The 19,952-nt window shown below is 69.8% G+C and carries 25 protein-coding genes; 6 read left to right on the top strand and 19 right to left on the bottom strand.

Going from position 1 to position 19,952, the window contains the following annotated elements; genetic code table 11:
* Positions 1–260, bottom strand: a 260-nt coding sequence (locus tag VFB40_RS28630) for a glycosyltransferase (RefSeq protein ID WP_349261522.1), incomplete at its 3' end; no start/stop codon positions are given.
* Between the two features lie 224 nt (positions 261–484).
* Here VFB40_RS28630 and VFB40_RS17520 point away from each other — a divergent pair.
* Positions 485–1,261 (top strand): SDR family NAD(P)-dependent oxidoreductase, encoded by a 777-nt coding sequence (locus tag VFB40_RS17520; RefSeq protein ID WP_324851943.1) that lies wholly within the window; start codon positions 485–487, stop codon positions 1,259–1,261.
* 292 nt (positions 1,262–1,553) lie between these two features.
* On the top strand, positions 1,554–2,201 hold the full coding sequence (locus VFB40_RS17515; protein ID WP_324851941.1) for a hypothetical protein: 648 nt from the start codon (positions 1,554–1,556) through the stop codon (positions 2,199–2,201).
* A gap of 161 nt (positions 2,202–2,362) precedes the next feature.
* On the opposite strand, the gene VFB40_RS17510 is transcribed toward VFB40_RS17515, so the two are convergent.
* The 5 genes from VFB40_RS17510 to VFB40_RS17490 all read right to left on the bottom strand — a co-directional run bounded on the left by VFB40_RS17510 (position 2,363) and on the right by VFB40_RS17490 (position 6,828).
* Positions 2,363–2,698 (bottom strand): DUF2516 family protein, encoded by a 336-nt coding sequence (locus VFB40_RS17510; protein ID WP_324851939.1) that lies wholly within the window; start codon positions 2,696–2,698, stop codon positions 2,363–2,365.
* Positions 2,699–2,799: 101 nt separating this feature from the next.
* Positions 2,800–3,528, bottom strand: coding sequence for a hypothetical protein (locus tag VFB40_RS17505; RefSeq protein ID WP_324851937.1), 729 nt, complete (start codon positions 3,526–3,528; stop codon positions 2,800–2,802).
* Between the two features lies 1 nt (position 3,529).
* Positions 3,530–4,021 carry a helix-turn-helix domain-containing protein gene (locus VFB40_RS17500; protein ID WP_349261524.1) on the bottom strand — a complete coding sequence of 164 codons (492 nt, stop codon included), beginning with the start codon at positions 4,019–4,021 and terminating at the stop codon, positions 3,530–3,532.
* A gap of 54 nt (positions 4,022–4,075) precedes the next feature.
* Positions 4,076–5,182, bottom strand: coding sequence for a protein kinase family protein (locus VFB40_RS17495; protein ID WP_324851934.1), 1,107 nt, complete (start codon positions 5,180–5,182; stop codon positions 4,076–4,078).
* 32 nt (positions 5,183–5,214) lie between these two features.
* Positions 5,215–6,828: an FAD-dependent oxidoreductase gene (locus tag VFB40_RS17490; protein WP_324851932.1), complete on the bottom strand. Its 1,614-nt coding sequence runs from the start codon at positions 6,826–6,828 to the stop codon at positions 5,215–5,217.
* Between the two features lie 64 nt (positions 6,829–6,892).
* On the opposite strand from VFB40_RS17490, the gene VFB40_RS17485 reads away from it, so the two are divergent.
* Both VFB40_RS17485 and VFB40_RS17480 read left to right on the top strand, forming a co-directional pair.
* Positions 6,893–7,480, top strand: a complete 588-nt coding sequence (locus VFB40_RS17485; protein WP_324851930.1) for a helix-turn-helix domain-containing protein — start codon at positions 6,893–6,895, stop codon at positions 7,478–7,480.
* 62 nt (positions 7,481–7,542) lie between these two features.
* Entirely contained in the window at positions 7,543–9,030 is a 1,488-nt protein-coding gene (locus tag VFB40_RS17480; protein WP_324851928.1) for an MFS transporter, read from the top strand.
* 32 nt (positions 9,031–9,062) lie between these two features.
* Here the strand turns inward: VFB40_RS17480 and VFB40_RS17475 are convergent, their stop codons facing one another.
* The 5 genes from VFB40_RS17475 to VFB40_RS17455 form a co-directional block, all read right to left on the bottom strand.
* A complete protein-coding gene (locus tag VFB40_RS17475) occupies positions 9,063–10,097 on the bottom strand; it encodes an asparaginase (protein ID WP_324851925.1) in 1,035 nt (344 codons plus the stop codon).
* A gap of 72 nt (positions 10,098–10,169) precedes the next feature.
* A complete protein-coding gene (locus VFB40_RS17470; RefSeq protein ID WP_324851923.1) occupies positions 10,170–10,766 on the bottom strand; it encodes an RsiG family protein in 597 nt (198 codons plus the stop codon).
* A 258-nt stretch (positions 10,767–11,024) separates the two neighbouring features.
* A complete protein-coding gene (ygfZ, locus tag VFB40_RS17465; RefSeq protein ID WP_324851921.1) occupies positions 11,025–12,086 on the bottom strand; it encodes a CAF17-like 4Fe-4S cluster assembly/insertion protein YgfZ in 1,062 nt (353 codons plus the stop codon).
* A 28-nt stretch (positions 12,087–12,114) separates the two neighbouring features.
* Positions 12,115–12,552 (bottom strand): Fur family transcriptional regulator, encoded by a 438-nt coding sequence (locus VFB40_RS17460; protein ID WP_349261523.1) that lies wholly within the window; start codon positions 12,550–12,552, stop codon positions 12,115–12,117.
* Positions 12,553–12,620: 68 nt separating this feature from the next.
* Entirely contained in the window at positions 12,621–13,124 is a 504-nt protein-coding gene (locus VFB40_RS17455; RefSeq protein ID WP_324851918.1) for a heme-binding beta-barrel domain-containing protein, read from the bottom strand.
* 293 nt (positions 13,125–13,417) lie between these two features.
* On the opposite strand from VFB40_RS17455, the gene VFB40_RS17450 reads away from it, so the two are divergent.
* Positions 13,418–13,780, top strand: a complete 363-nt coding sequence (locus VFB40_RS17450) for a DsrE family protein (RefSeq protein ID WP_324851916.1) — start codon at positions 13,418–13,420, stop codon at positions 13,778–13,780.
* A gap of 48 nt (positions 13,781–13,828) precedes the next feature.
* On the opposite strand, the gene VFB40_RS17445 is transcribed toward VFB40_RS17450, so the two are convergent.
* The 5 genes from VFB40_RS17445 to VFB40_RS17430 form a co-directional block, all read right to left on the bottom strand.
* Positions 13,829–14,119, bottom strand: coding sequence for a DUF1416 domain-containing protein (locus VFB40_RS17445; RefSeq protein ID WP_324851914.1), 291 nt, complete (start codon positions 14,117–14,119; stop codon positions 13,829–13,831).
* 56 nt (positions 14,120–14,175) lie between these two features.
* Entirely contained in the window at positions 14,176–15,009 is an 834-nt protein-coding gene (locus tag VFB40_RS17440; protein WP_324851912.1) for a sulfurtransferase, read from the bottom strand.
* Between the two features lie 221 nt (positions 15,010–15,230).
* Entirely contained in the window at positions 15,231–15,308 is a 78-nt protein-coding gene (locus tag VFB40_RS28810; RefSeq protein WP_369015811.1) for an Ms5788A family Cys-rich leader peptide, read from the bottom strand.
* A 196-nt stretch (positions 15,309–15,504) separates the two neighbouring features.
* On the bottom strand, positions 15,505–16,299 hold the full coding sequence (locus VFB40_RS17435) for a zf-HC2 domain-containing protein (protein WP_324851910.1): 795 nt from the start codon (positions 16,297–16,299) through the stop codon (positions 15,505–15,507).
* Positions 16,296–17,102, bottom strand: coding sequence for a sigma-70 family RNA polymerase sigma factor (locus VFB40_RS17430; RefSeq protein ID WP_324851908.1), 807 nt, complete (start codon positions 17,100–17,102; stop codon positions 16,296–16,298). The genes VFB40_RS17435 and VFB40_RS17430 overlap by 4 nt, the downstream gene beginning before the upstream one ends.
* Here VFB40_RS17430 and VFB40_RS17425 point away from each other — a divergent pair.
* Positions 17,101–17,331, top strand: coding sequence for a cupredoxin domain-containing protein (locus VFB40_RS17425; RefSeq protein WP_324851906.1), 231 nt, complete (start codon positions 17,101–17,103; stop codon positions 17,329–17,331). The two genes, VFB40_RS17430 and VFB40_RS17425, sit on opposite strands and share 2 nt — an antisense overlap.
* Positions 17,332–17,425: 94 nt before the next feature.
* On the opposite strand, the gene VFB40_RS17420 is transcribed toward VFB40_RS17425, so the two are convergent.
* The 3 genes from VFB40_RS17420 to VFB40_RS17410 form a co-directional block, all read right to left on the bottom strand.
* Complete coding sequence (locus tag VFB40_RS17420; RefSeq protein ID WP_324851904.1) at positions 17,426–18,214, bottom strand: LmeA family phospholipid-binding protein; 789 nt, start codon at positions 18,212–18,214, stop codon at positions 17,426–17,428.
* A gap of 134 nt (positions 18,215–18,348) precedes the next feature.
* Positions 18,349–18,996: a hypothetical protein gene (locus VFB40_RS17415; protein WP_324851902.1), complete on the bottom strand. Its 648-nt coding sequence runs from the start codon at positions 18,994–18,996 to the stop codon at positions 18,349–18,351.
* A gap of 635 nt (positions 18,997–19,631) precedes the next feature.
* Positions 19,632–19,904, bottom strand: coding sequence for a MoaD/ThiS family protein (locus VFB40_RS17410; protein ID WP_324851901.1), 273 nt, complete (start codon positions 19,902–19,904; stop codon positions 19,632–19,634).
* Positions 19,905–19,952: the final 48 nt, after the last annotated feature.

Genomic DNA, 19,952 nt, shown 5'->3' with positions numbered 1-19,952 from the left:
CCGGCGGTGATGTGCCGGACGTTGACTCCGGGCGCCATCTCCACGACCGGCGGCAGGTCGCCCGCGGTGGCGCGGGTGAAGATCTCGACCTCGATGCCGAGCGCGGCCAGCCGCTTGGAGACCTCGACGATGTACACGTTCATCCCGCCGGCATCACCGGTGCCGGGCTGGTGCAGCGGGGAGGTGTGAACCGAGAGCGTGGCTATCCGCCGGGGAATCAATCTCGGTCCTCCACAGTGTCGATGACGGTGTCCGTACACACGGCGTCCGTACAGCAGTCGGGCTCGCCGAGCGCTGCGCCGCCGGTTGCGACGTGCCTCTCGACGTAAGGTGCGCCGGGCCCCAGCGACCCTGAAGCGCACCACGCGCCGAAGCGTTGCAACCGCTCCCGGACGCGCCGCTATTCCCCGCATGTCCTCCAGGCTACGTTTGAATCACATGGTCATTTATGAAGACCGGTCGGAGGATGCCGGAGAATGGGCGCATGACTCCTCCTGCTTCCGCGCCTGTGCACGCCCCCTCCTCCCCGGTCGCCGTCGTCACCGGAGCGAGCAGCGGGATCGGGGCGGCGACGGCGCGTCGCCTGGCTGCCGAAGGCTTTCACGTGGTGGCAGCCGCGCGCCGGATCGACCGGCTGGAGAAGCTGGCCGCGGAGATCGGCGCGACCGCGTTTCAGCTGGATGTGACCGATGAAGCATCAGTCGCCGCGCTCGCTGAGGCGGTGCCCGAGTGCGCGGTGTTGGTCAACAACGCGGGCGGTGCGTTCGGCCTCGATCCTGTAGCTGACGCAGACCTCGAACAGTGGCGGCGGATGTTCGATGTGAACGTGCTCGGCTCGGTGCGTATGACCAAGGCGCTGCTGCCTGCGATGGTGCGTTACGGACGCGGACACGTGGTGAACATCACGTCGATCGCCGGACACCTCGTGTACGAAGGCGGGGGCGGTTACACGGCCGCGAAGCACGCGCAGCACGCGATGAGCGAGACACTGCGGCTTGAGTTGAACGGCCAGCCGGTCCGGATCACCGAGATCGCGCCGGGCATGGTCAAGACCGAGGAGTTCTCGCTGGTGCGCTTCGGCGGCGACGCGGAGCGAGCGGAGGCGACGTACCGAGGCGTCGACGCGCCGCTGGTCGCCGAGGACATCGCGGATTGCGTCGCGTTCGCGGTCACCAGGCCGGCTCACGTGGACGTCGACCTCATGGTCATCAAGCCGATCGCACAGGCCGCACCGCACAAGGTGCACCGCAGCGGATCATGAGCGGCCACGGATCGCAGGCGGAAGCCGGCGGCTTCGAGTAGGCGGCGCCGTGAAGCACACCCGCCCGGTCGGGACCATTACGCGGGGCACGACTGCGCCGAACCGGTTGCGGCGTGTCGATCGTTGGCTGGTCGGCGTACACGGCGGGTTGTTGCGCGCGGCGCCGGAGGCTCCGCTGGTCGTCGATCTGGGATATGGCGCTTATCCGATCACGACCGTCGAGCTGCACACGCGGCTGCGCTCGATGCGACCAGATCTTCAGACCATCGGGCTGGAGATCGATCCGACTCGGGTGGCGGCGGCGCTGCCCTACGCGCGTGCAGGCCTCGATTTCCGGCTCGGTGGATTCGAGTTGCCGGTGGACCGCGCGCCTGCTGTGATCCGTGCCTTCAATGTGCTGCGACAGTATGACGAATCCGAGGTGGCAGGGGTCTGGCACGCACTCACCGCGCGGCTGGAGGTCGGCGGCCTGCTGATCGAGGGCACCTGCTCGGAGAACGGCCGCGTCGCCACCTGGGTCGCACTTGACCGAAGCGGTCCGCTGACGCTGACGCTGGCCGGACGCTTGGCCTCGCTGGAGTCCCCGGCCGTGTTCGCCGAACGGTTGCCCAAGGCGCTGATTCACCGCAACGTGCCGGGTGAGCCGATCCATGCGTTCTTGCAGGCGCTTGAGCGCGCCTGGCAGGCGGCGGCGCCGATCGGAGACCTCGGAGTGCGGCAGCGCTGGATCGCGGCGGTCGGCTCGCTGCTGCCGCGGTGGCCGATCGTCGGGCGCGCGAACCGGTGGCGGCTCGGCGAGGTGAGCGTCGCGTGGTCCGCTGTCGCTGGAACGGCCGGCGCGGAACCGGGCACTACGGGAGCAACCGGTGTGGAAAAGGCTGTGGCCCCGGGCGTCGCACGCGGGGGATGGCGACGTCGGGGCCACAGCAACGGTGCCTGAAGCACCTCCGGGAGTCGGGCTCTCCCGGATAACGGGGCGGGTCTAACACCGCGCCCCGACCTTGGGGGGTTGCTTCTATAGTGCACAGCGGCCATAAGCCGGTCGTTAGAGCAGCTTGAGAATCGCCTGAGAACCCGCGGACCAGCCGGAAATCCGGCTCATCACCAGGGCCCGTACGGACCGTCCTGCGGGCCGCGCCGGGCGCCGGAGTACTGCCGCAACGCGGGGCGCACGTCGACCATGTACACGATCGCGGCGACCGTGCCGAGGATGGTCAGTATCGAGAAGGGGCCGCCGAAGAAGAGGTCGACGACCGCGGCGATGCCGAGGAACAGCAGCCAGGCCACCTTGGTCAGCTTCTCGGCGGCGACGTATGCCTGCGCCGGGCGGATCGCCGCGTCGATGAAGGCGAAGATCTTGAAGATCAGCAGCGCGAGCAGGATGAGGTTCAGCACGCTGAAGAACGTGCCGGTGATCAGTCCGTTGCCGAATCCCATCGCAGGCTCCTCGACCGTGTGCGCGGCCGCTCGGAAGCGCGGCCCTGAATCTGTCGCGCTTCCGAGCGTACTGCCCGGTCTTTACTTATGGGGCGCAGCCGTCACGCCTTGGTGGACTTGGCCGCGGAGGACGGGGCGGTCCGCTTGCGCGGGGTGGCGGCGGTCTTCTTCGCCTGCGCCGACGCCGGCTTGGCGGAGGCGGACGGGGTGTCGGCCACCTCGGCCTCCTCGACCTTCGGCTTCGCACCGTTCGGCGCGGACTTGGCGGCGGTCGCGGGCTTCGGCTCGGCCTCGGCCGGCGCCGGCTCCTCCACGATCACCTGCTCGACGACCACGGTCACGTCCTCGGGCGCGCCGTCGATCGCGCCGCGGTACCGCTCCACGACGACCTTGCCGCGCTCGGCCAGCTCGTCGTAGGTCTCCACGGCCTTGCCCGCGGCCTCGAGCACCCGGCCCACCTGGACCAGGGCGAGGGTCTGGGCCTTGTCGCGCAGTGCCTGGGTGTCGACGCCGGCGACGGCGCCGCGGATCGACTCGCGCGCGGTGCGCGGGTCGAGGGTCGCCACGACCGAACGCGGGTCGACGGCCAGCGTGCCGGGCACCTCGGCCAGGCGCGTCTGCACCTCGGCGAGGCGGGTCTGCACCTTGGCGATCTGCTCCGGCGCCTCGGCGGCGATCCGGTTGGCCAGCGTGGTGACCGTGGCGGCCGCCTCGGTCAGCAGCGCCGGCGCCTCACGCAGCTTGGACGCGGCCAGGTCGCCCGCCCCGGCGAGCGCGTACAGCGGCTTCGGGTCGGAAAGGGTCCGGCGGATCTCATTGGTCATGCTCATGTCAGTCACCTCGGGTCTCGTGGGGCGCGAGCCCCGCAGTAGTCGGTGTCGTCGGTCGGTCGGTCTCGCCGGAAGGGGCGTGCGTCGGAGCCGCGGCCGCGGTCTCCGCGCGGAAGGACTCGTAAATCTCGCGCAGGATCTGCTTCTGACGGCGGGTCAGCGCGGGATCCGCGGCGATCGCGGCGACCACCCGGCCGGCCGCGGCGATGTCCGCACCGCGCGTGCCGTCCGTGTCGCCCGCATGCGCCTCCGAGTGCTCAGGCGAGCCGTCGAGTAAACCGGCCTGCACGTAGAGCGTCTCGGCGGATATCTTCAGCGCCTTCGCAAGCTGCTGCAGGATCTCGGCACTCGGCTTGCGCAGGCCGCGCTCGATCTGGCTGAGGTAGGGGTTGGAAACCCCGGCCGCCTGGGCCAGCTGCCGCAGCGAGTACTGCGCGTTTTCCCGCTGCTCGCGGATGTACGCGCCGAGCTGCGCCACGTGCTTCGGTCCCAGGAGGTTTGCCACAACTCCAGTGTGCGCCTAAGTGCTTGCTTTTGCAAACGCCCGCTAGCGAGAGTTAAGCGCGGCTGTATCGGACGCTGTGTCTGACGCAGCATCGGACGCTATATCGACGGCTGAGAGCAGCCGGGCGACCTGCTCGGCCGGCCACGGATGGGTCTTCGGCCCGCTGTTCAACGCGTCGTGGAAGTCGAGGACTAACAGGACCAGCAGGCCGTAACGGTCGAGGAGCGCTGCGAGGTGCGGCGCGGCAACCGGGCGCTCGACGCTTCCCGCTACCCATGCGCGCAGGAACTCGCGGCGCGGCCGGTCCTCGCGCAGCGCGTCGACCGCGTGCGCGACCAGACCCGTGGCGATGTAGGCGAGATCGAAGTCGCGGTGCTCGGCGAGGAAGCGGCGTTCAGCTTCCGATAGGGCGAAGTGATCGCACGTCGCCAGGCCGAAGTCGGCGAAGTACACCTGGGCGCCGTCGGTCAGCACGTTCCCGAAGTGCGTGTCGAAGTGGACGAAGCCCTGGGCGCGCATGAATGCGGCTCCGGCGACCAACTGCCGCTCGGCCAGCGCGAAGTCCGCTTCGGGGCCGGCGAGCCAGTCGGTGAGCCGGTGCGGAATGTGCTCCTGGAAGACGACGATGCACGCGCGGGAGGCAACAATCGCCTCCAGGCGGCGGCGGACGGCGGCGGATCCGTCCCAGCGCGCCACGGCCCCGTCGATGCCGCCGAACTCGCCCGCGATGGCGTCTTCTCGCGGCGGCGGCGCGGGCAGGACGCGCCAGTGGTGCGTGAGCGGAAAGCCGGGAAAGCCGCCGGTAAGAACCCAGGTTGCGGTCATGATGTGCGCGGCCAGCTCCCGCCATGCGCTGAAGCCGGTCGAGCCCATCGGGTACTGGTAGAAGGTTGGCAGACCGAACAGATCAGCCGTCGATCGGTGGTTTTCGGAGCGCAGTTCCAGGTCGGTGAGCGGGATCGACTTGGCGAACACGGTGACGCCGGCGACTTCCAGCGCCACCGCGCTGCCGCCGATCCCAGCGCCCTGCGAGCGCCCGCCGGCCAGCAGTTCGGCCAGTTCGGCGTCGGACTTGACGGCCAGCGCCGTCGCGACCACGCGGTGCGCGGCGAGACGTTCAGCAGGGACCGGGGGAGCGGCGATTTGCATGCAGACAGGTTCCTAGCGCCGCCGGTTGCGCGCTAGTCGCGTGGTGGATTGCGGCGGGCGCGCAGCACGGCGTCGTGGATGGTGACCTTCTCCCCGTCTGGATCGGTGGCCTCGCGCGGCCGGGCTTCGGCGACCTCGATGGTCCAGTCGTCGTCGAGCGAGCCGGCCAAGTCTGCGGCGGTCCAGCCGAGCGCGGCGAGGTCGGGGCGCGGGACCGTGGTGAGCAGGTCGCTCGGGTCGTGGCCGACGATGAGCAGCGTGCCGCCCGGTGCCACGGCTGCCGCGAGGTTGCGGTAGACCGATTCGCGCGCGGCGCGGGGCATGTGCATGTAGTGCGATGTAACCAGGTCGTAGGTGCCTTGGATCGGGGTTAGCGCGAGATCGGCGTGCAGCCACGTGATGTCCAGGCCGCGTTGCCGTGCTAGCTCCTGTGCACGCTGTAGAGCCACGGCGGAGATGTCCGCCGCGGTGACCTTCCAGCCCTGCGATGCCAGCCAGGCCGCGTCACCACCCTCGCCTGCGCCGGCGTCGAATGCGGTACCAGGGGTCAGATTCGCGACCTCTGTGACGAGCGCGGGATTCGGTTCACCGCTCCAATGGTGCTTGTTGCCATGGGTCTGATACCGCTCGTCCCAGGCGCTCTCGCTGTGTTCGCGGCCGGCCTCGACTGCGCGCTTGGCGTCCTCCATGACCAGGTCGGCGTTGATCGCCGCACCGGCTGTCAGACCGGATGCCGCGGACGAGATGACCTGCGCCTGGACCGCGGCGAGGTTCCCGGCGACCCAGACTCCGGGCACGCTGGTCGCTCCGGCGGGGTTCGCCTCGATCTGCGTGCCGATCACTTCACCGGCCATCTGGACCTCGGTCGGTGTGAGGCTGAGCGACTCGGCCAGCTCGGTGCGGGCAGTGAACCGTGGCGCAACGACGAGAGCGTCGAGGGCTACGTGGGTGCCGTCTGTGAGCCGGACTCCGGTCAGGCCGCCATCGTTCGATTCGACCTGCGTGACCTGGCCCTCGACGACCGTGACGCCGAGCACGCGCAACTGCTCGCGGTCCGCGTCGGTCAGGGGCGGCGCGGTGTGTTGGAGCAGCGTCACGCGGGCGCTGAGTTGCCGGAACAGCAGCACCTGGTGCATGACGGCCGGGCTGGTCGCGAGGACGCCGATGCGTTGATCGCGGACCTCCCAGCCGTGGCAGTACGGGCAGTGCAGCACGTCGATTCCCCAGCGCTCAGCCAGGCCCGGGATGTCCGGCAGTTCGTCGCGCAATCCGGTCGCCAGCAGCAGTCGCCGCGCTGTGACGGTTCGCTCCCCGACCTCGATGTGGAAGCGCTCGCCCTCCCGGCTTACCGCGGTGACCCGGCCGCTTTCGACGCGACCGCCGTACCGGAGGACCTCGTCTCGGCCGAGCGCGAGGATCTGGGCCGGTGGCGTGCCGTCTCGCGTCAGGAAGTTGTGCACGTGGCCCGCCGGTGCGTTACGTGGCTCCCTTGAGTCGATCACCAAGACCGACCGGCGGGAGCGGGCCAGCGCGACCGCGGCGCTTAGTCCGGCCGCGCCGCCGCCGACCACGACCACCTCGTAGGCCTCGTACGCTTCGTCGGCCTTGTCGAACTTCTCGTCAGTGTGCTCATGCCGCTCGTCCATGCACTCACCATCAGCCGACGGCGTCGACTTGACAAATTTCTTTGCCGAAAGAGCAATGGATCCCATGACGACCGACGATCCCGTGCTCGATGCGATCGGCCCGCGGCTGCGGGAACTGCGCCGTCAGCGCGGCTTGACGCTCGGCGGCCTGTCGGCGGACACCGGCATCTCCGTCAGCACGCTCTCCCGGCTCGAGTCCGGCGGCCGGAAACCGACGCTCGAGCTGCTGCTCGCCCTCGCGCGCGCCTATCAGGTGCCGCTCGACGAACTCGTCGGCATGCCGGAGCAGGGCGATCCGAGGGTGCACGGCAAGCCGGTGCAGCTGCACGGCCGCACGCTGATCCCGCTCAACCACCGGCCCGGCGGCCTACGCGCGTACAAGATGCTGCTGCCGGCCCACGACCCGGAGCGCGACCAGGCCAGCCACGAGGGCTACGAGTGGATGTACGTGCTGTCCGGCCAGGTCCGGCTGCGCCTCGCGGACCTGGATTTCATCATGAAGGAGGGCGAGGTCGCCGAGTTCGACACGCGCACCCCGCACTGGTTCGGCAGCGCCGGCGGGGCGCCCGCCGAGTTGCTGACCCTCTTCGGGCCGCAAGGCGAGCGGATGCACGTACGCGCCCGGCCGCGATCCGGCAAAGCCGATTCGTAAGACCCGAACCGCCTCCGAGCGCTTATCGTGGCTCAGGTATCCATGTGACGCGAGGAGAAGCCGTGACAGTGGTCGATCAACCGCGGCAGCTGGTGCGGTACGGATCGCCGACGGGTCGATGGGTGCTGTTCGCTACGGTGCTCGGCTCGGCGCTGACTTTCATCGACGCGACCGTGGTGAACATCGCGCTCCCGCACATTGGGCGCGAGTTCCATGCCGGGGCCGCGGCGTTGCAGTGGACCGTCAACGGATACACGCTCAGCCTCGCATCGCTGATCCTGCTCGGCGGCTCGCTCGGTGACCGCTTCGGGCGCCGCCGCGTGTTCGTGACCGGCGTCATCTGGTTCGCCGCGGCCTCGTTGCTCTGCGGTCTCGCGCCCAATGTCCAAGTGCTGATCGCGGCCCGGGTGGTGCAGGGGATCGGCGGCGCGCTGCTCACGCCGGGGTCGCTGGCGATCCTCGAGGCCTCATTCCATCCGGACGACCGCGGCCGCGCCATCGGCGCGTGGTCGGGGCTCGGCGGGATCGCGGGCGCGCTGGGGCCCTTCCTCGGCGGCTGGCTGGTGCAGGTCTCCACATGGCGCCTGGTCTTCCTGATCAACGCGCCGCTGGCCGCGGCGGTCGTGGCGGTCGCCCTTCGGCACATCCCGGAGTCGCGCGATCCGCATGCGGCCCGGAGCCTCGACGTGCCGGGCGTCGTGCTGGCCGCGGCCTCGCTCGGCGGGCTGACGTACGGGTTCACCGCGTGGCCGACGAACGGCCCGGGCTCGGCCGGGGTCGCCACGTCGCTGAGCGTCGGCGTGGCAGCGCTCATCGGGTTCGTGTTCACGGAACGGCGCTCGGCGCATCCGATGCTGCCGCTCGACGTGTTCCGATCCCGGGCCTTCACCGCGGCGAATCTGGCGACCTTCGCCGTCTACGCGGCGCTGGGCGGAGTGTTCTTCCTGGTCGTGCTGAACCTTCAGGTGGTCGCGGGATACAGCGCGCTGGCCGCCGGAACCGCGATGCTGCCGATCACGGTGCTGATGCTGCTGCTCTCGGCTCGATCCGGCGCGCTGGCACAGCGGATCGGGCCGCGCTTGCCGATGACCTTCGGGCCGCTGGTGTGCGCGGCCGCGATGCTGCTGTTCTCGCGCATCGGTCCGCACGCGTTCTATCCGGCGACGGTACTTCCGGCCGTGATCGTGCTCGGACTGGGCACCTCGCTGAACGTCGCGCCGCTGACCGCCACCGCGCTGGGCTCGCTCGACGAGAGCCGCGCCGGAATCGCGAGCGGCGTGAACAACGCGGTCGCGCGGGCGGCCGGACTGCTCGCGGTCGCGGTACTGCCGCTCGCCGCCGGGTTGGGGACAGGCAGCCTCACCAACCCGGCGACCTTGGCGCCGGTGTACCGCACCTCGATGTACATCTGCGCGGGGTTACTCGTCGCCGGCTCCATCATCGCCGCCGTCGCGATCCCGACGCGGCTGACGCGGCCCCGGGAGCCGCAGAATCGCGAGATGCATTGCGCGATCACCGGACCGCCGCTGCGAGCCGACAGCAATACGTGACGCTCGATCCGAGCCTGCTGCGCTCAGGCTGCTCAGAAGGCCGCGCGGATGCCGCCGATCACCGAGCCGCCGCCGAGCAGAGGCAGCGTCCCCAGCTGATCGAGGATCTCGGACCGGACGTCGAGCCGGCGCAGCGCTTCGGCGAGGATGACCGGCTTGGCGCGCTTCGAGCCATCGGAAATCTTGAAGGCGAGGGCCCGACCGTCAGGCAGCGCGGCGGCGTGTACGGCCTCTGCGCCGCTCTTCGAGAGCAGACCGCTTACCGCGCGCATCGCGAGGGTGTCGAGTTGCTGCGTTCCCGCGACGTATTCGGGATGCGTACGCATGGCGTCGGCGACCTTATGTGCGTTGGTTCCGAAGGGCGCCGTAACGCACGCGCGGAATGCCGATGCCAGGCCGACGAGGGAAAGGCCGAGCAGCGGGGCGCCGCATCCGTCGACCGCGTCGTACGCGATCTGTTCGCCCGCGAGCCTTTCGATCGCGTCACGGATGATGCGCTGGACCGGGTGCTCAGGGTCGAGGTATCCCGCGACATCCCATCCGTTGCGTACGCAGACCGCGAGCATCGCGGCGTGCTTACCCGAACAGTCGGAGTAGATCGGCCGTGGGGCGCTGCCCGCGAACAGTTCGGCGTGCCGGGCGTCGTCATCGAGGGGCAGGCTCGGCGGGGTACGCAGCGCCGACTCGTCGAGGCCGACTCCGGCGAGGATCTTGCGCACGCCGTCCACGTGGAAGGGCTCGCCCGCGTGGCTGGCCGCGGCCAGCGCCAACTCCGCCCCGGTCAGGTCGAGTCCGGCGTCGAGCAGGCCGGTGGCCTGCATCGGCTTGTTCGAGGAGCGCGGCAGCATCGGCGCGTGCACGTCGCCCACGGCGAGCCGGATCGAGCCGTCCGCGTCGAGCAGGACCAGGCGGCCGCGGTGGGCGCCCTCGATGAAGCCGGACCGGACGATCTCGGCGAGGACCGGTTCGGCGGGGAAGCTGGAGGGCACGGGGCCGGCCGGGGTGGGGCCGGTTGAAGCGTTCGAGGAGCCGATCGGGGTGGGATCGGCCGGTTCTGCGCTGGCCATCATCATCGGGATGCAGGGTCTCCGCTCTCGGTGTCGGCGAGGCGGCTGCCGGACGGGGCCGGCGACGGCCGGCTAGTCCGCGGCGAGCAGATCGTCGATGGCCGCCTCGCCCTCACGGTACCGGCGAGCCAGGTCCGCGGCACAGGCGTCGGCAACCCCTTGTACTCTGCGTCGCAGATCAGACACCTCGCGCTCACAGACGGAGAGCGCGGCGGCGGTATCCCGGAGGGTGCGCTCCGAGCAGGCGGCCAGGTCGGGCACGGCGAGCTCGCGCAGCCTGGCCTCCATCGCCGCCCGGTATTCCCCGATCGCGGCCTCGCCGCCGAGGCCCAGGTGCCGGGCAGAGGCGATTCGGCTGGACGGCGCGTCGGCGAGGATCTCGGCCAGCCGCGCCACCAGCGGGCTCTGATCGCCGCCCGCGCGCCGGGCGCATTCCGCGGCGATTATGTCGAGCCGGCCGTGCAGGACCCGCCGAAGGTAGGAAAGGTCGCTCTCCTCGGCGCTCGCCTCCGCGCGACGTTCCCGCAGCACGGACACCGAGAGGGCCGGCAGGTCGGCGGTGAACGCGCGGTCGAGCACACGGTCGATGCGCCGCTGCGGGCTCGCGGCCGCGGTGCCCGCGCCGGGGCCGTTGGCGCCGGTGGATTCGGTCGGTGTCGGTTCGCTCATCGCACCCCCATGGAGTTGGGGGTGACAACTCCCCCGGGTCGACGGTCCGGGCCCGGCTTCCGGACCTGTGGTGAGACTTGCCTGAATCGTCGCACGCTGGCCCGACGGATGACTCCCCGGACCGCAACTGTCACCCGGTCGGATGAGCGATATCGAGCGTTGAGAGGGTATATGACCCCACTTGGCCGTCCTGTCGACGTCCTGGCGACGTCCTTCCAGCGTCCGGCTTGCGCTCCGGTCGTCGCCCCGTTATTCGCCCTATCGTCCGCGCAGGCGTTCGCGTGCGTTACCGCCGGCCTCCGGGGAAACGACGACCTCTTGACCGGCGGCCACCCCGCCCGCGGTGAGTTGCGCGTCGACCGGGACGGTCCGCTTGACCAGCGCGAGCGCGATCGGGCCGAGTTCGTAGTGCCGGGCGCTCGAAGTCACCACGCCGACCGCGCGGCCGTCGAGCTCCACCGGATCGCCGTGTGCCGGAAGGTGCTCGGGGGTGCCGTCGAGGTGGAGGAAGACCAGGCGGCGCGGCGGGTGGCCCAGGTTCTCGACCCGCGCCACGGTCTCCTGGCCCCGGTAGCAGCCCTTGTCCAGGTGGACGGCGGTGCTGATCCAGTCCAGTTCGTGCGGGATGGCGCGCTCGTCGGTCTCGAGCCCGGCACGCGGCCGGTGCGCGGCGATCCGTAGCGCCTCGTAGGCCCACGTACCGGCGGGGTGCGAGTGTGTTGCTGCGTAGTCGCTGAGGGCGGGGCGCGGGAGGAAGATTTCCCGGCCCTGCGCGGCCTCGCCGAGCTGGATCGGGCCACGTACGAGCGCACCTGCGGGGACCGGACCGGACGCGTCAGCCTCGTATACGACCGCGTAGTCGTCTGTGACGTCCTGCGGGTCGACATCGAGGAGGAAGCGCATCTTGGTCAGAAACGCGACCAGCGCGGGCGCCGTCCCGGGTTCGACGTGCGCCCAGGTCGCCTCGCCGTCGTCGACGACGTAGAGGGCGTGCTCCACCCGCCCCTGCGGGTCGAGGAGCAGCGCCTCGGTGGGCGTGTGCGGGGCCAGTTCGGTGAGGTGCTGGGTCAGCAGCGAGTGCAACCAGCTGAGCCGTTCCTTGCCACCGATGCGGACCACGCCGCGGTGTGACAGGTCGACGAATCCTGAGCCCTCGACGAGCGCACGCTGCTCGGCGTGCGGGTTGCCGTAGTGCGCGGCGACGCCTTCATCCGGCGACTCGGCTGGTACCGCACCGGGCAGTGCGAGCAGCGGGCTGCGGTACCCGGTCGTGCGTGCGGCTGCGTCGACTGTGGAAGCGGAACTCTCGGGGCTGGGCATATCTTCGGCAACCTCGCTCTGGGAAGGGCTATTCCGACCTGCCGCCGGTTCGCGCCACGCAGTCGGCGCAGCGGCCGAAGATGGCGAAGTGCGCGACGTCGATCTCGAACCCCTGCTCCATGCGCAGCTTCTCGACCAGCGGATCGGCCACATCGGGCTGCGCCTCGGTGACCCGGCCGCAGACGCGGCAGACCAGGTGCAAGTGCTGCTGTTCGGCGGCTGCGTGATAGATGGGGGCGCCGTGTCCGAGGTGGGTGTGCGTAACGAACCCGAGTTCCTCAAGGAGTTCGAGGGTGCGATACACGGTCGAAAGGTTGACCGAGCTCGCGGTGCGCTGCACTTCGGCACAGATGGCATCGGGCGTGGCGTGTTCGAGCCCGGAAACCGCGCTGAGCACCAGCTGACGTGCCGGAGTCAGCCGGTATCCCTTGGCCCGTAGCTGCTTCGTCAGGTCGGACTGCTCCATCGTGCTGCCCACGTATCGAGTTTACGGCGCGGCTCGCGCACCGACCGAACGCGTGAAGCGCGAACTCCCTAAGCCTGGACCCGCTTGAGCTGTGCGGCCAGGTGGTTCTGGAGTTCCTTGCCCATCGCCGCCATGTCGAACGTCCAGTACAAGTCGCCGTTGACCAGGCCGTAGAGCCGGTGGCCGCCGGTGTACTCCTTCGCCGTCGCGGTACGCGCTACCGCGTCCGTGCTCAGCTCGATCTTGCCGTTGTCGACCGCGCCGTGCCAGATCTCGACGAAGCCGGTCGGGTGGGCCAGCACGACCTCGAGGGTGTTGTCCGGCTGCGGCCGCCAGTAGCCGTGCTCGCGGGCCAGCGGGCGCACCTTCTCGCCGTTCTCGTCGATCAGCCAGGAGCGGGACTCGTAGTCGAGGAAGGTCTTGCCGGGCACGTAGGAGAAGGTGATCTCCTGCCCGAAGCGGAAGTCCTCGATGGTGGGGTACTGGCCGAGTCCGACGCCGGCCCAGTCGCCGATCAGGAAGGCGACCGGGAGCAGGGCGGGGTCGAGGTCGGCGGGGATCTCGAAAGGCATCGCGCGGTTCTCGGCTCTGTGCGGTCGGATTCGGCGGCCGGCTAGCGGGTCTGGCCCTTGAACAGCTTCACCACGACGAACCCGGCGAACCAGGTGACGAGCAGGAAGACCACCACGAGCAGGGCGGTGAAGAAGGTCTCCACGGTGGACGCTCCGGGTGCGTAACGGCGGCGGTGGCTGCGCAGGCGCGGTCATTCCTCATGCCGCGCGGCCACCTGGACGGCTTCAGTCTATGGGCGCCGCGGGCGGACTGCGGACGCGCGCCGCTGTGAGTCTCGCTACGCTCGACGCTCATGGCGAAGAAGCTGGTCATCAAGCTCACCGCGGGCGAGGACGCGCCGGAGCGGTGCTCGCAAGCTTTCACGGTGGCCGCGGTCGGGGTGGCCTCCGGCGCGCAGGTCTCGCTGTGGCTCACCGGGGAATCCGCGTGGTTCGCGTTGCCCGGCCGCGCAGCGCAGTTCGAGTTACCGCACTCCGCTCCGCTAGAGGAGCTGCTCGCTGCGGTACTTCAAGCCGGCACGGTGACGCTATGCACGCAGTGCGCGGCGCGGCGGGACATCGCAGAAGACGACGTGCGCCCCGGCGTACGTATCGCCGGGGCGCAGCTGTTCGTGCAGGAAGTGCTGGGAGACGACGTACAGGCGCTCGTCTACTGACGCAGCCGTGCGCGCGCCGTCCGTCTCCCGCCTCCGTGCGGGCGGCGGTCAGACCGAGATCAGGACCTCGGCGACCTCGCCCTGCGTGGCGACGACCTTGCGGTCGGCGGTCCCGCCGGGCACCAGCGCCCGCAGCGTCCACGAGCCGGGAGCCGCGAAGAAGCGGAACGCCCCGGTCGCCGAGGTGGGCACCTCGGCGGTGAACTCGCCGTCCTCGTTGAGGAGGCGCACGTAGCCGGACACCGGGGTGCCGTCACGCTGGATGGTGCCCTCGATGATGGTTTCCTTCGACACGTCGATCCCCTCCCGGGACAGGCCGCCGGTGGTAGCACCGCACATGGTCTCGTTCCTTCCTCGCTGCCGCTGTCCCCGTGGCTGACTGACCGGCCCCGGGCTCAGGCGCCGAGCTCGATCGGCACGCCGACCAGCGAGCCGTACTCGGTCCACGAGCCGTCGTAGTTCTTCACGTTCTCCTGGCCGAGCAGTTCGTGCAGCACGAACCAGGTGTGCGCCGAGCGCTCGCCGATGCGGCAGTAGGCGATGGTGTCCTTGGACAGGTCCACGCCCTCGCCCTGGTAGAGCTCGGTCAGCTCCGCGTCGGACTTGAAGGTGCCGTCGTCGTTGGCCGCCTTCGACCACGGGATGTTCTTCGCGCTCGGCACGTGGCCGGGGCGCTGCGACTGCTCCTGCGGCAGGTGCGCCGGGGCGAGCAGCTTGCCGGAGAACTCGTCGGGGGAGCGCACGTCGACCAGGTTCTTCGCCCCGATGGCGGCGACCACCTCGTCGCGGAAGGCGCGGATCGAGGTGTCCTGCGGCTGCGCGGTGTACTGGGTGGCCGCGCGGCTGGGCACCTCCTCGACCAGGTCGCGCGAGTCCAGCTCCCACTTCTTGCGACCGCCGTCGAGCAGCTTGACGTCCTGGTGGCCGTAGAGCTTGAAGTACCAGTACGCGTACGAGGCGAACCAGTTGTTGTTGCCGCCGTAGAGCACCACGGTGTCGTCGTTGGCGATGCCGCGCTGCGAGAGCAGCGCCTCGAACTGCTCCTTGGAGACGAAGTCGCGCCGGACCGGGTCCTGCAGGTCCTTCTTCCAGTCGATCCGGATCGCGTTGCGGATGTGGTTCTTGTCGTAGGCGGCGGTGTCCTCGTCCACTTCGACGACGACCACCTTCGGGTCGTCGAGGTGTGCCTCGACCCAGTCTGCGTCGACCAGGACGTCGGTGCGGCTCATGAGTTCATTCCTCCAGGGCTGGTGTTGCCGGTGCGTGTTGACGCTGATCAGGGGGCTTGCGGGCGGCTTCGGCCGCCGGGTTGCTCGGGGTCTCGCCTGGTCGCGGGGCGGCTCGGCGGTGTCCGGATGGTGGACGGCGGCGAGCGCGGGTCCGGTTCGGACGGGCTCGAGCCGCGGTCGGCCGGCGCGGGTGCCTTCCGGCTGGGCCGGTCAGGCGCGATTCAGCGACAACACAGGCAGGCCGCGACGCGGCACAGGTCGACTGCGCGCCGCTTGGTCAGCTCTGCCTGGGGCCTCATGCCGTCGATACTAGGGAGCAGCCGGGCGCGCTGTCATTAACATCTCGGATTCCGAGACAATCGTCTCACAAAACGATAGAACGGCCGCTGACGTCGCACGTTGTCGCAGGCTCCAGTGTCGTTTGAGGTCCGGAGGCCGGGTACGTGTGCGCAGGCCGGGAGCTGGTTGTGTCGTTTTAGGCCGTTTGGGAGACCGTCAGTGCGGGTGGCTCAGGGTGAGCAGGGTGCTGCCGTCCGGCAGGTCCACCTCGATGGTCGCGATGTGGTCTGGCGTGAGCGAGACCGAACCCGGGATGGTGAACGACTCCTGGTCGCTGGCCTTCCAGTTGCCGGCCACCACCGGTGTGCCCGTGGTGCTGACCACGACCATGGTGCAGGTGTAGCCGACGGGTACGTTGTCCATCTTCAGCTGGATGTTCGAGCCCCAGCTGGCCGGAGTCACCTCGACGCTCGCGTTGATGCGCTCGTACCCGGGCGAGGCGACGCTCGCGCTCGCGGACCAGGCGCCGGCCACGGCCGCGACCTGCGAGCCGCCGGCCAGCAGCAGACCCAAGCCGGTTCCCACAACGGCGAGCAGGCCGGCGGCGACGAGTGCGATGCGGGTACGCAGGCTCGTACGCGCGGGCCGATAACTGCGACCGCGATGATGTACATGCTCCGCGCCGTCCAGGTGATCCGGCGAACCGGTCCCGGCCGCGTGGCGTACGGCGCCGTCGGCGACCTGCTGCGAGGCGGTTTCCAGCACTCGGCCGAGCACCGCGGGTTCCGGACGTACCGGTCCGTTGACGGCCTCGGTCTCGGTGACGGAGGCGAGCAGCGGCAGCAGTTCGGTCAGCTCGCCGTACTCGGCCCGGCAGCTCTCGCAGGTGACCAGGTGCCCGGCGACGCGGTCGTTCTCCTCGGGTTCGAGCGCGCCGAGCAGGTATGCCCCGACGGCCTCGCGCAGCCATGGATCACGGGTAGCGGTGCACGGGGGAACACGGTCGATCACGGTGTGATCCCCCTTTCTTGACAGGCGAGCCTTAGGGCGCGCAGTGCGTAAAACGTGCGGGACTTGACGGTCCCCGGCGGGATGCCTAGCGCGCGCGCCGCCTCATTCACCGTCGCGCGGCGGTAGTACACCTCGATGACGACTGCTCGGTGCTCGGCGCTGAGGGCGGCCAGCGCGTCGGCGAACTCCCAGGCCCGCAGCGCGGCCTCGTACGGGTCGATCCCGTCCTCGGTGCGCTCCGTGTACTCGGTCAGTTCGGTCTCGGTCGGGCGGGCGGCTCGCGAGCGGGCGTCGTCCACGACGAGGTTGTGCGCGACAGTGCACAGCCACGCGCGTACCGAGCCGCGGCCCGGCTGGAAGGCCTCGGGCCGCCGCCACGCGCGCAGCATCGTCTCCTGAAGCAGGTCCTCGGCTCGTGCCCGATCCCGAGTCAGCTTGAGCAGATAGGCCAGCACAGGGCCGGAGTGTTCCGCGTACAGCAGACGCAAAGCCGCCTCGTCCAGGACTTCGGTGCTTGCCGCCATACCGGTATCACGTTTGCTCTGGCCTTTCCGTTCAGCTGAACCGGCGCGAGACCGCATCCGTGTCCAGTGCATGAACAGATCCTCGCGCATGTTGGGTGCCGCCGTCACGGCCTTGGCCCTGGCCGGTGCGGCAGCCTGTTCCAGTTCCAGTTCGGGAACCTCGGGCGCGGGGGCCGGTTCGGCGCCTTCAGCCTCGTCCTCCGCCATGTCCTCGATGTCCTCGATGCCTTCAGGCGGCGGCAGTGCTCCGGCGGCGACGGCGAACACCATCACCATCATGAGCTTCGCGTTCAGCGGGCCGCTTACCGTGTCGCCTGGGGCGCAGGTCACGGTCGTGAACAAGGACTCGGTTATGCACACGGTCACCGCGGATTCGAGCGGTGGCTTCGACGTGAGCGTCCCGGCGGGCGGCACCGCAACTTTCACAGCGCCGACCGCTCCGGGGTCGTACTCGTTCCACTGCTCCATTCACCCGTCGATGAAGCACAGCACTCTTGTCGTGAAGTGAGAGCGTGTCGTGAAGTGAGCGCGGTAAGCAGTCGGGCGGCTGATTAGGGCATCGGCGTCGCGCAGGGGCGATGACCGCTGATCCGCTCAGCCGCTCAGCCGCTGCTGTTGGCCGTGTTCCCGGTTAGCACCACGTTCTGTCCGGTGGCGGCGATGTCGACGCCGGTGGCGGTCACTTGGAGGTCCTTGAGCTGCATGCCGAAGGGCATGCCGCCGATCGGGATCTGCTGGTCGAAGTCGCCGGTCTTGAGGCCGAGCGCGGACAGCGGCGTGTCGAAGCCCATGGTCTTGAGGTCGAGCTTGTTGCCGCCCACCAGGCTCACCGCGACGTCCGCGCTCACGCTGATCCCGAGGACGCTGTAAGACGCCTTGACGTGGTCGCCGGTGCCCTGGCTCAGGGTGATCTTGCCGAAGTCCACGAGCGAGCTGAGCTTTGCCGCGACCTGGTCGTAGCTGAGCGTGGCCGTGCCGGTGAGCGTGTCCACCGTCGCGCTGTTGTACCCGGACGAGACGTGCACGCCGCGCAGATCCGCGTGGATGTGCTGGATCGGGAAGCCGTTGGAGTCGTAGTTGTCCAGGTCGACGGTGGCGTGGTCGAAGTGCCGCGAGATGACCTGGGTGAGGAACGGGAAGCCGTCGATCGAGACGGAGGGCTTGGTCTTGAGCTTCTGGCTGGTCTGGATCTTCGAGGCCAGCTGGTTCTCGGTGATCGCGGCGGCGACCCGGTCCGCGCCGACCAGCAGCCCGGCCAGGATGACGAGCGCGATGAGGCAGCCGAGTCCGCGGCGGCGCTGACGCGGTGCCCGCCGCAGCGCGGAGACCGGGGGCTCGTCCTCGTAGTAGTTGCCGTAGTAGCGGTCTGGCTCCGGGCTCGGCGCGGTCATCTTGTGAGGGTAGCCGCTCCGCGACACTCGAAACGGGTCTGTGACAAGGCCGTCGAAAAGCGCGCAGCGGTCCGGTCAGGGCGAGGAGGGAGGCACGGACGAAGACAAGGACAAAGGCACGGACGAAGACACGGTCAGCGCAGCACTTGCGCCGCGATCACGGCTCCGATGGCCGAGTACGCGACCGGGAGTGCCTGGGCGCTGATACGCACGTCGCCGCCCTCGCTGCCGAGCCGGTCCGCCGTGCGCGCGCCGATCACCGCGAAGAGCCCTGAGATGAGTCCGCCGAGCGCGCCGCCCTTGGCTCCGGCCGAGGCGCTGAGGGTGACGGCGGTCAGCGCGCCGAGTGCCGTGGCCGCCACGACGCCGGCCGCGATCCCGATCGGCTTCGCGCCGCCGCCCACGAGCGCGGAGCAGAGGACTGCCACGGCCGCTGCGAGCGCGCACGCTCCGGCGAGCGCCGAGTCCTGCCGCTGCGCGACGAGGTACCCGGCGGGCAGCACGGTGAACGCCGCGCCGGTTACCGCAGCGGCGAGCGCTTCGCTGCGGTGTCGGCCGGCGCCTGTGTCCTTGCGAAACAGCTGATCTGCCGCGAGGAAGACGAAGCCGACGCCGAGCGCCGCTCCCATCGCCGCCGGCGCCCGGTCTGGGACGAGGCGGTACGCGAGCGCTGCGGCGGCCAAGCCGATCGCCGCGACGAAGACCGTGGTGCGGCGCGCGTTAGGCGTTCCGACCGTGCGCAGCCAGCCGACCGCGACACCGATCTGACTGAGTCCGATCACGATCGCAAGCACTGGCGTGGCGACGAGTGCACTTATGCCGGTGACGACGGCGAGGCCGGCCGCGCCGAAAGCTCCCTGGCCCGGCGTCGCGGAAGATTTGTCGGCAGACGTGACGGAGCCGCGAGTTTCTTCGGTGGGGGGCGCGAATTCGGGCGCAGATTCACGTGGCGGGTATTGAGATACCGCGGATTCGGCGAGAGGTTCGAATTCGCTTTCAAGATCCGCGGCGTCTACCGCGACGGCCGCATACTGATCTTGACCATAGTAATCGGATTCACGGTAATCAGACTTCGCCTCGTAATACGGCTCCTGATCGGACGTGTACCGGTCCGGCGAGTACTCATCCGCTGGGTATTGATCCCGGTCATGTCGCTCTCGGGCGTATTGATCAGGCGCGTATTGGTCGGGCGGGTATTGCTCACGCTGCGCCTCGTTCCACACCTGCGGGTCCCAGCCGAGGCCGGACTGTTCCCACTGTGCGTCGTAGTACGCAGGCTGGGGCTGCGGAAGGGCCGGCTCAGGTTCCTGCGCGGGTCTGCGACGCCGACCGCGTCCTTCCGAGGGCGGTTGCTCGCCCGCGCCTTCGTAGCCTTCTTGGCCCTCGTACTCGTAGCCGTAACTCATGGCGGGTCGGCTCATCCCCCCGCGAACGGGGGCAGGATCTCGACGACTGCGCCGGGATCGAGGCGGACCGACTCCGGGTCGCGCTTGCCGACCTGCTGCCCGTCGACCAGGAAGGAGCAGCGCTGGAGCACCCTGGCCAGCCGGTCGCCCGCGGCTCCGCGTTCGGCCACCGCGGCGGAGAGGGCCGCGCCGAGCGTGTCCGCGCGTGTCTGCTCCTCAGAGGTACCCGCGGCCTCACGCGCGGCGGCCCAGTAACGCAGGGTCGCCGTGCCTGTTGGTAGCACCGGCTTCACTCCCTCCCTGTTTCGGCGTGCGCCAGAGCAACGGTACCC

Source organism: Actinocrinis sp. (assembly GCF_035650855.1).
GTDB lineage: Bacteria > Actinomycetota > Actinomycetes > Streptomycetales > Catenulisporaceae > Actinocrinis.
Note: the sequence above shows the minus strand (reverse complement) of the source record. Positions and strands in the feature narration are given on the sequence as shown.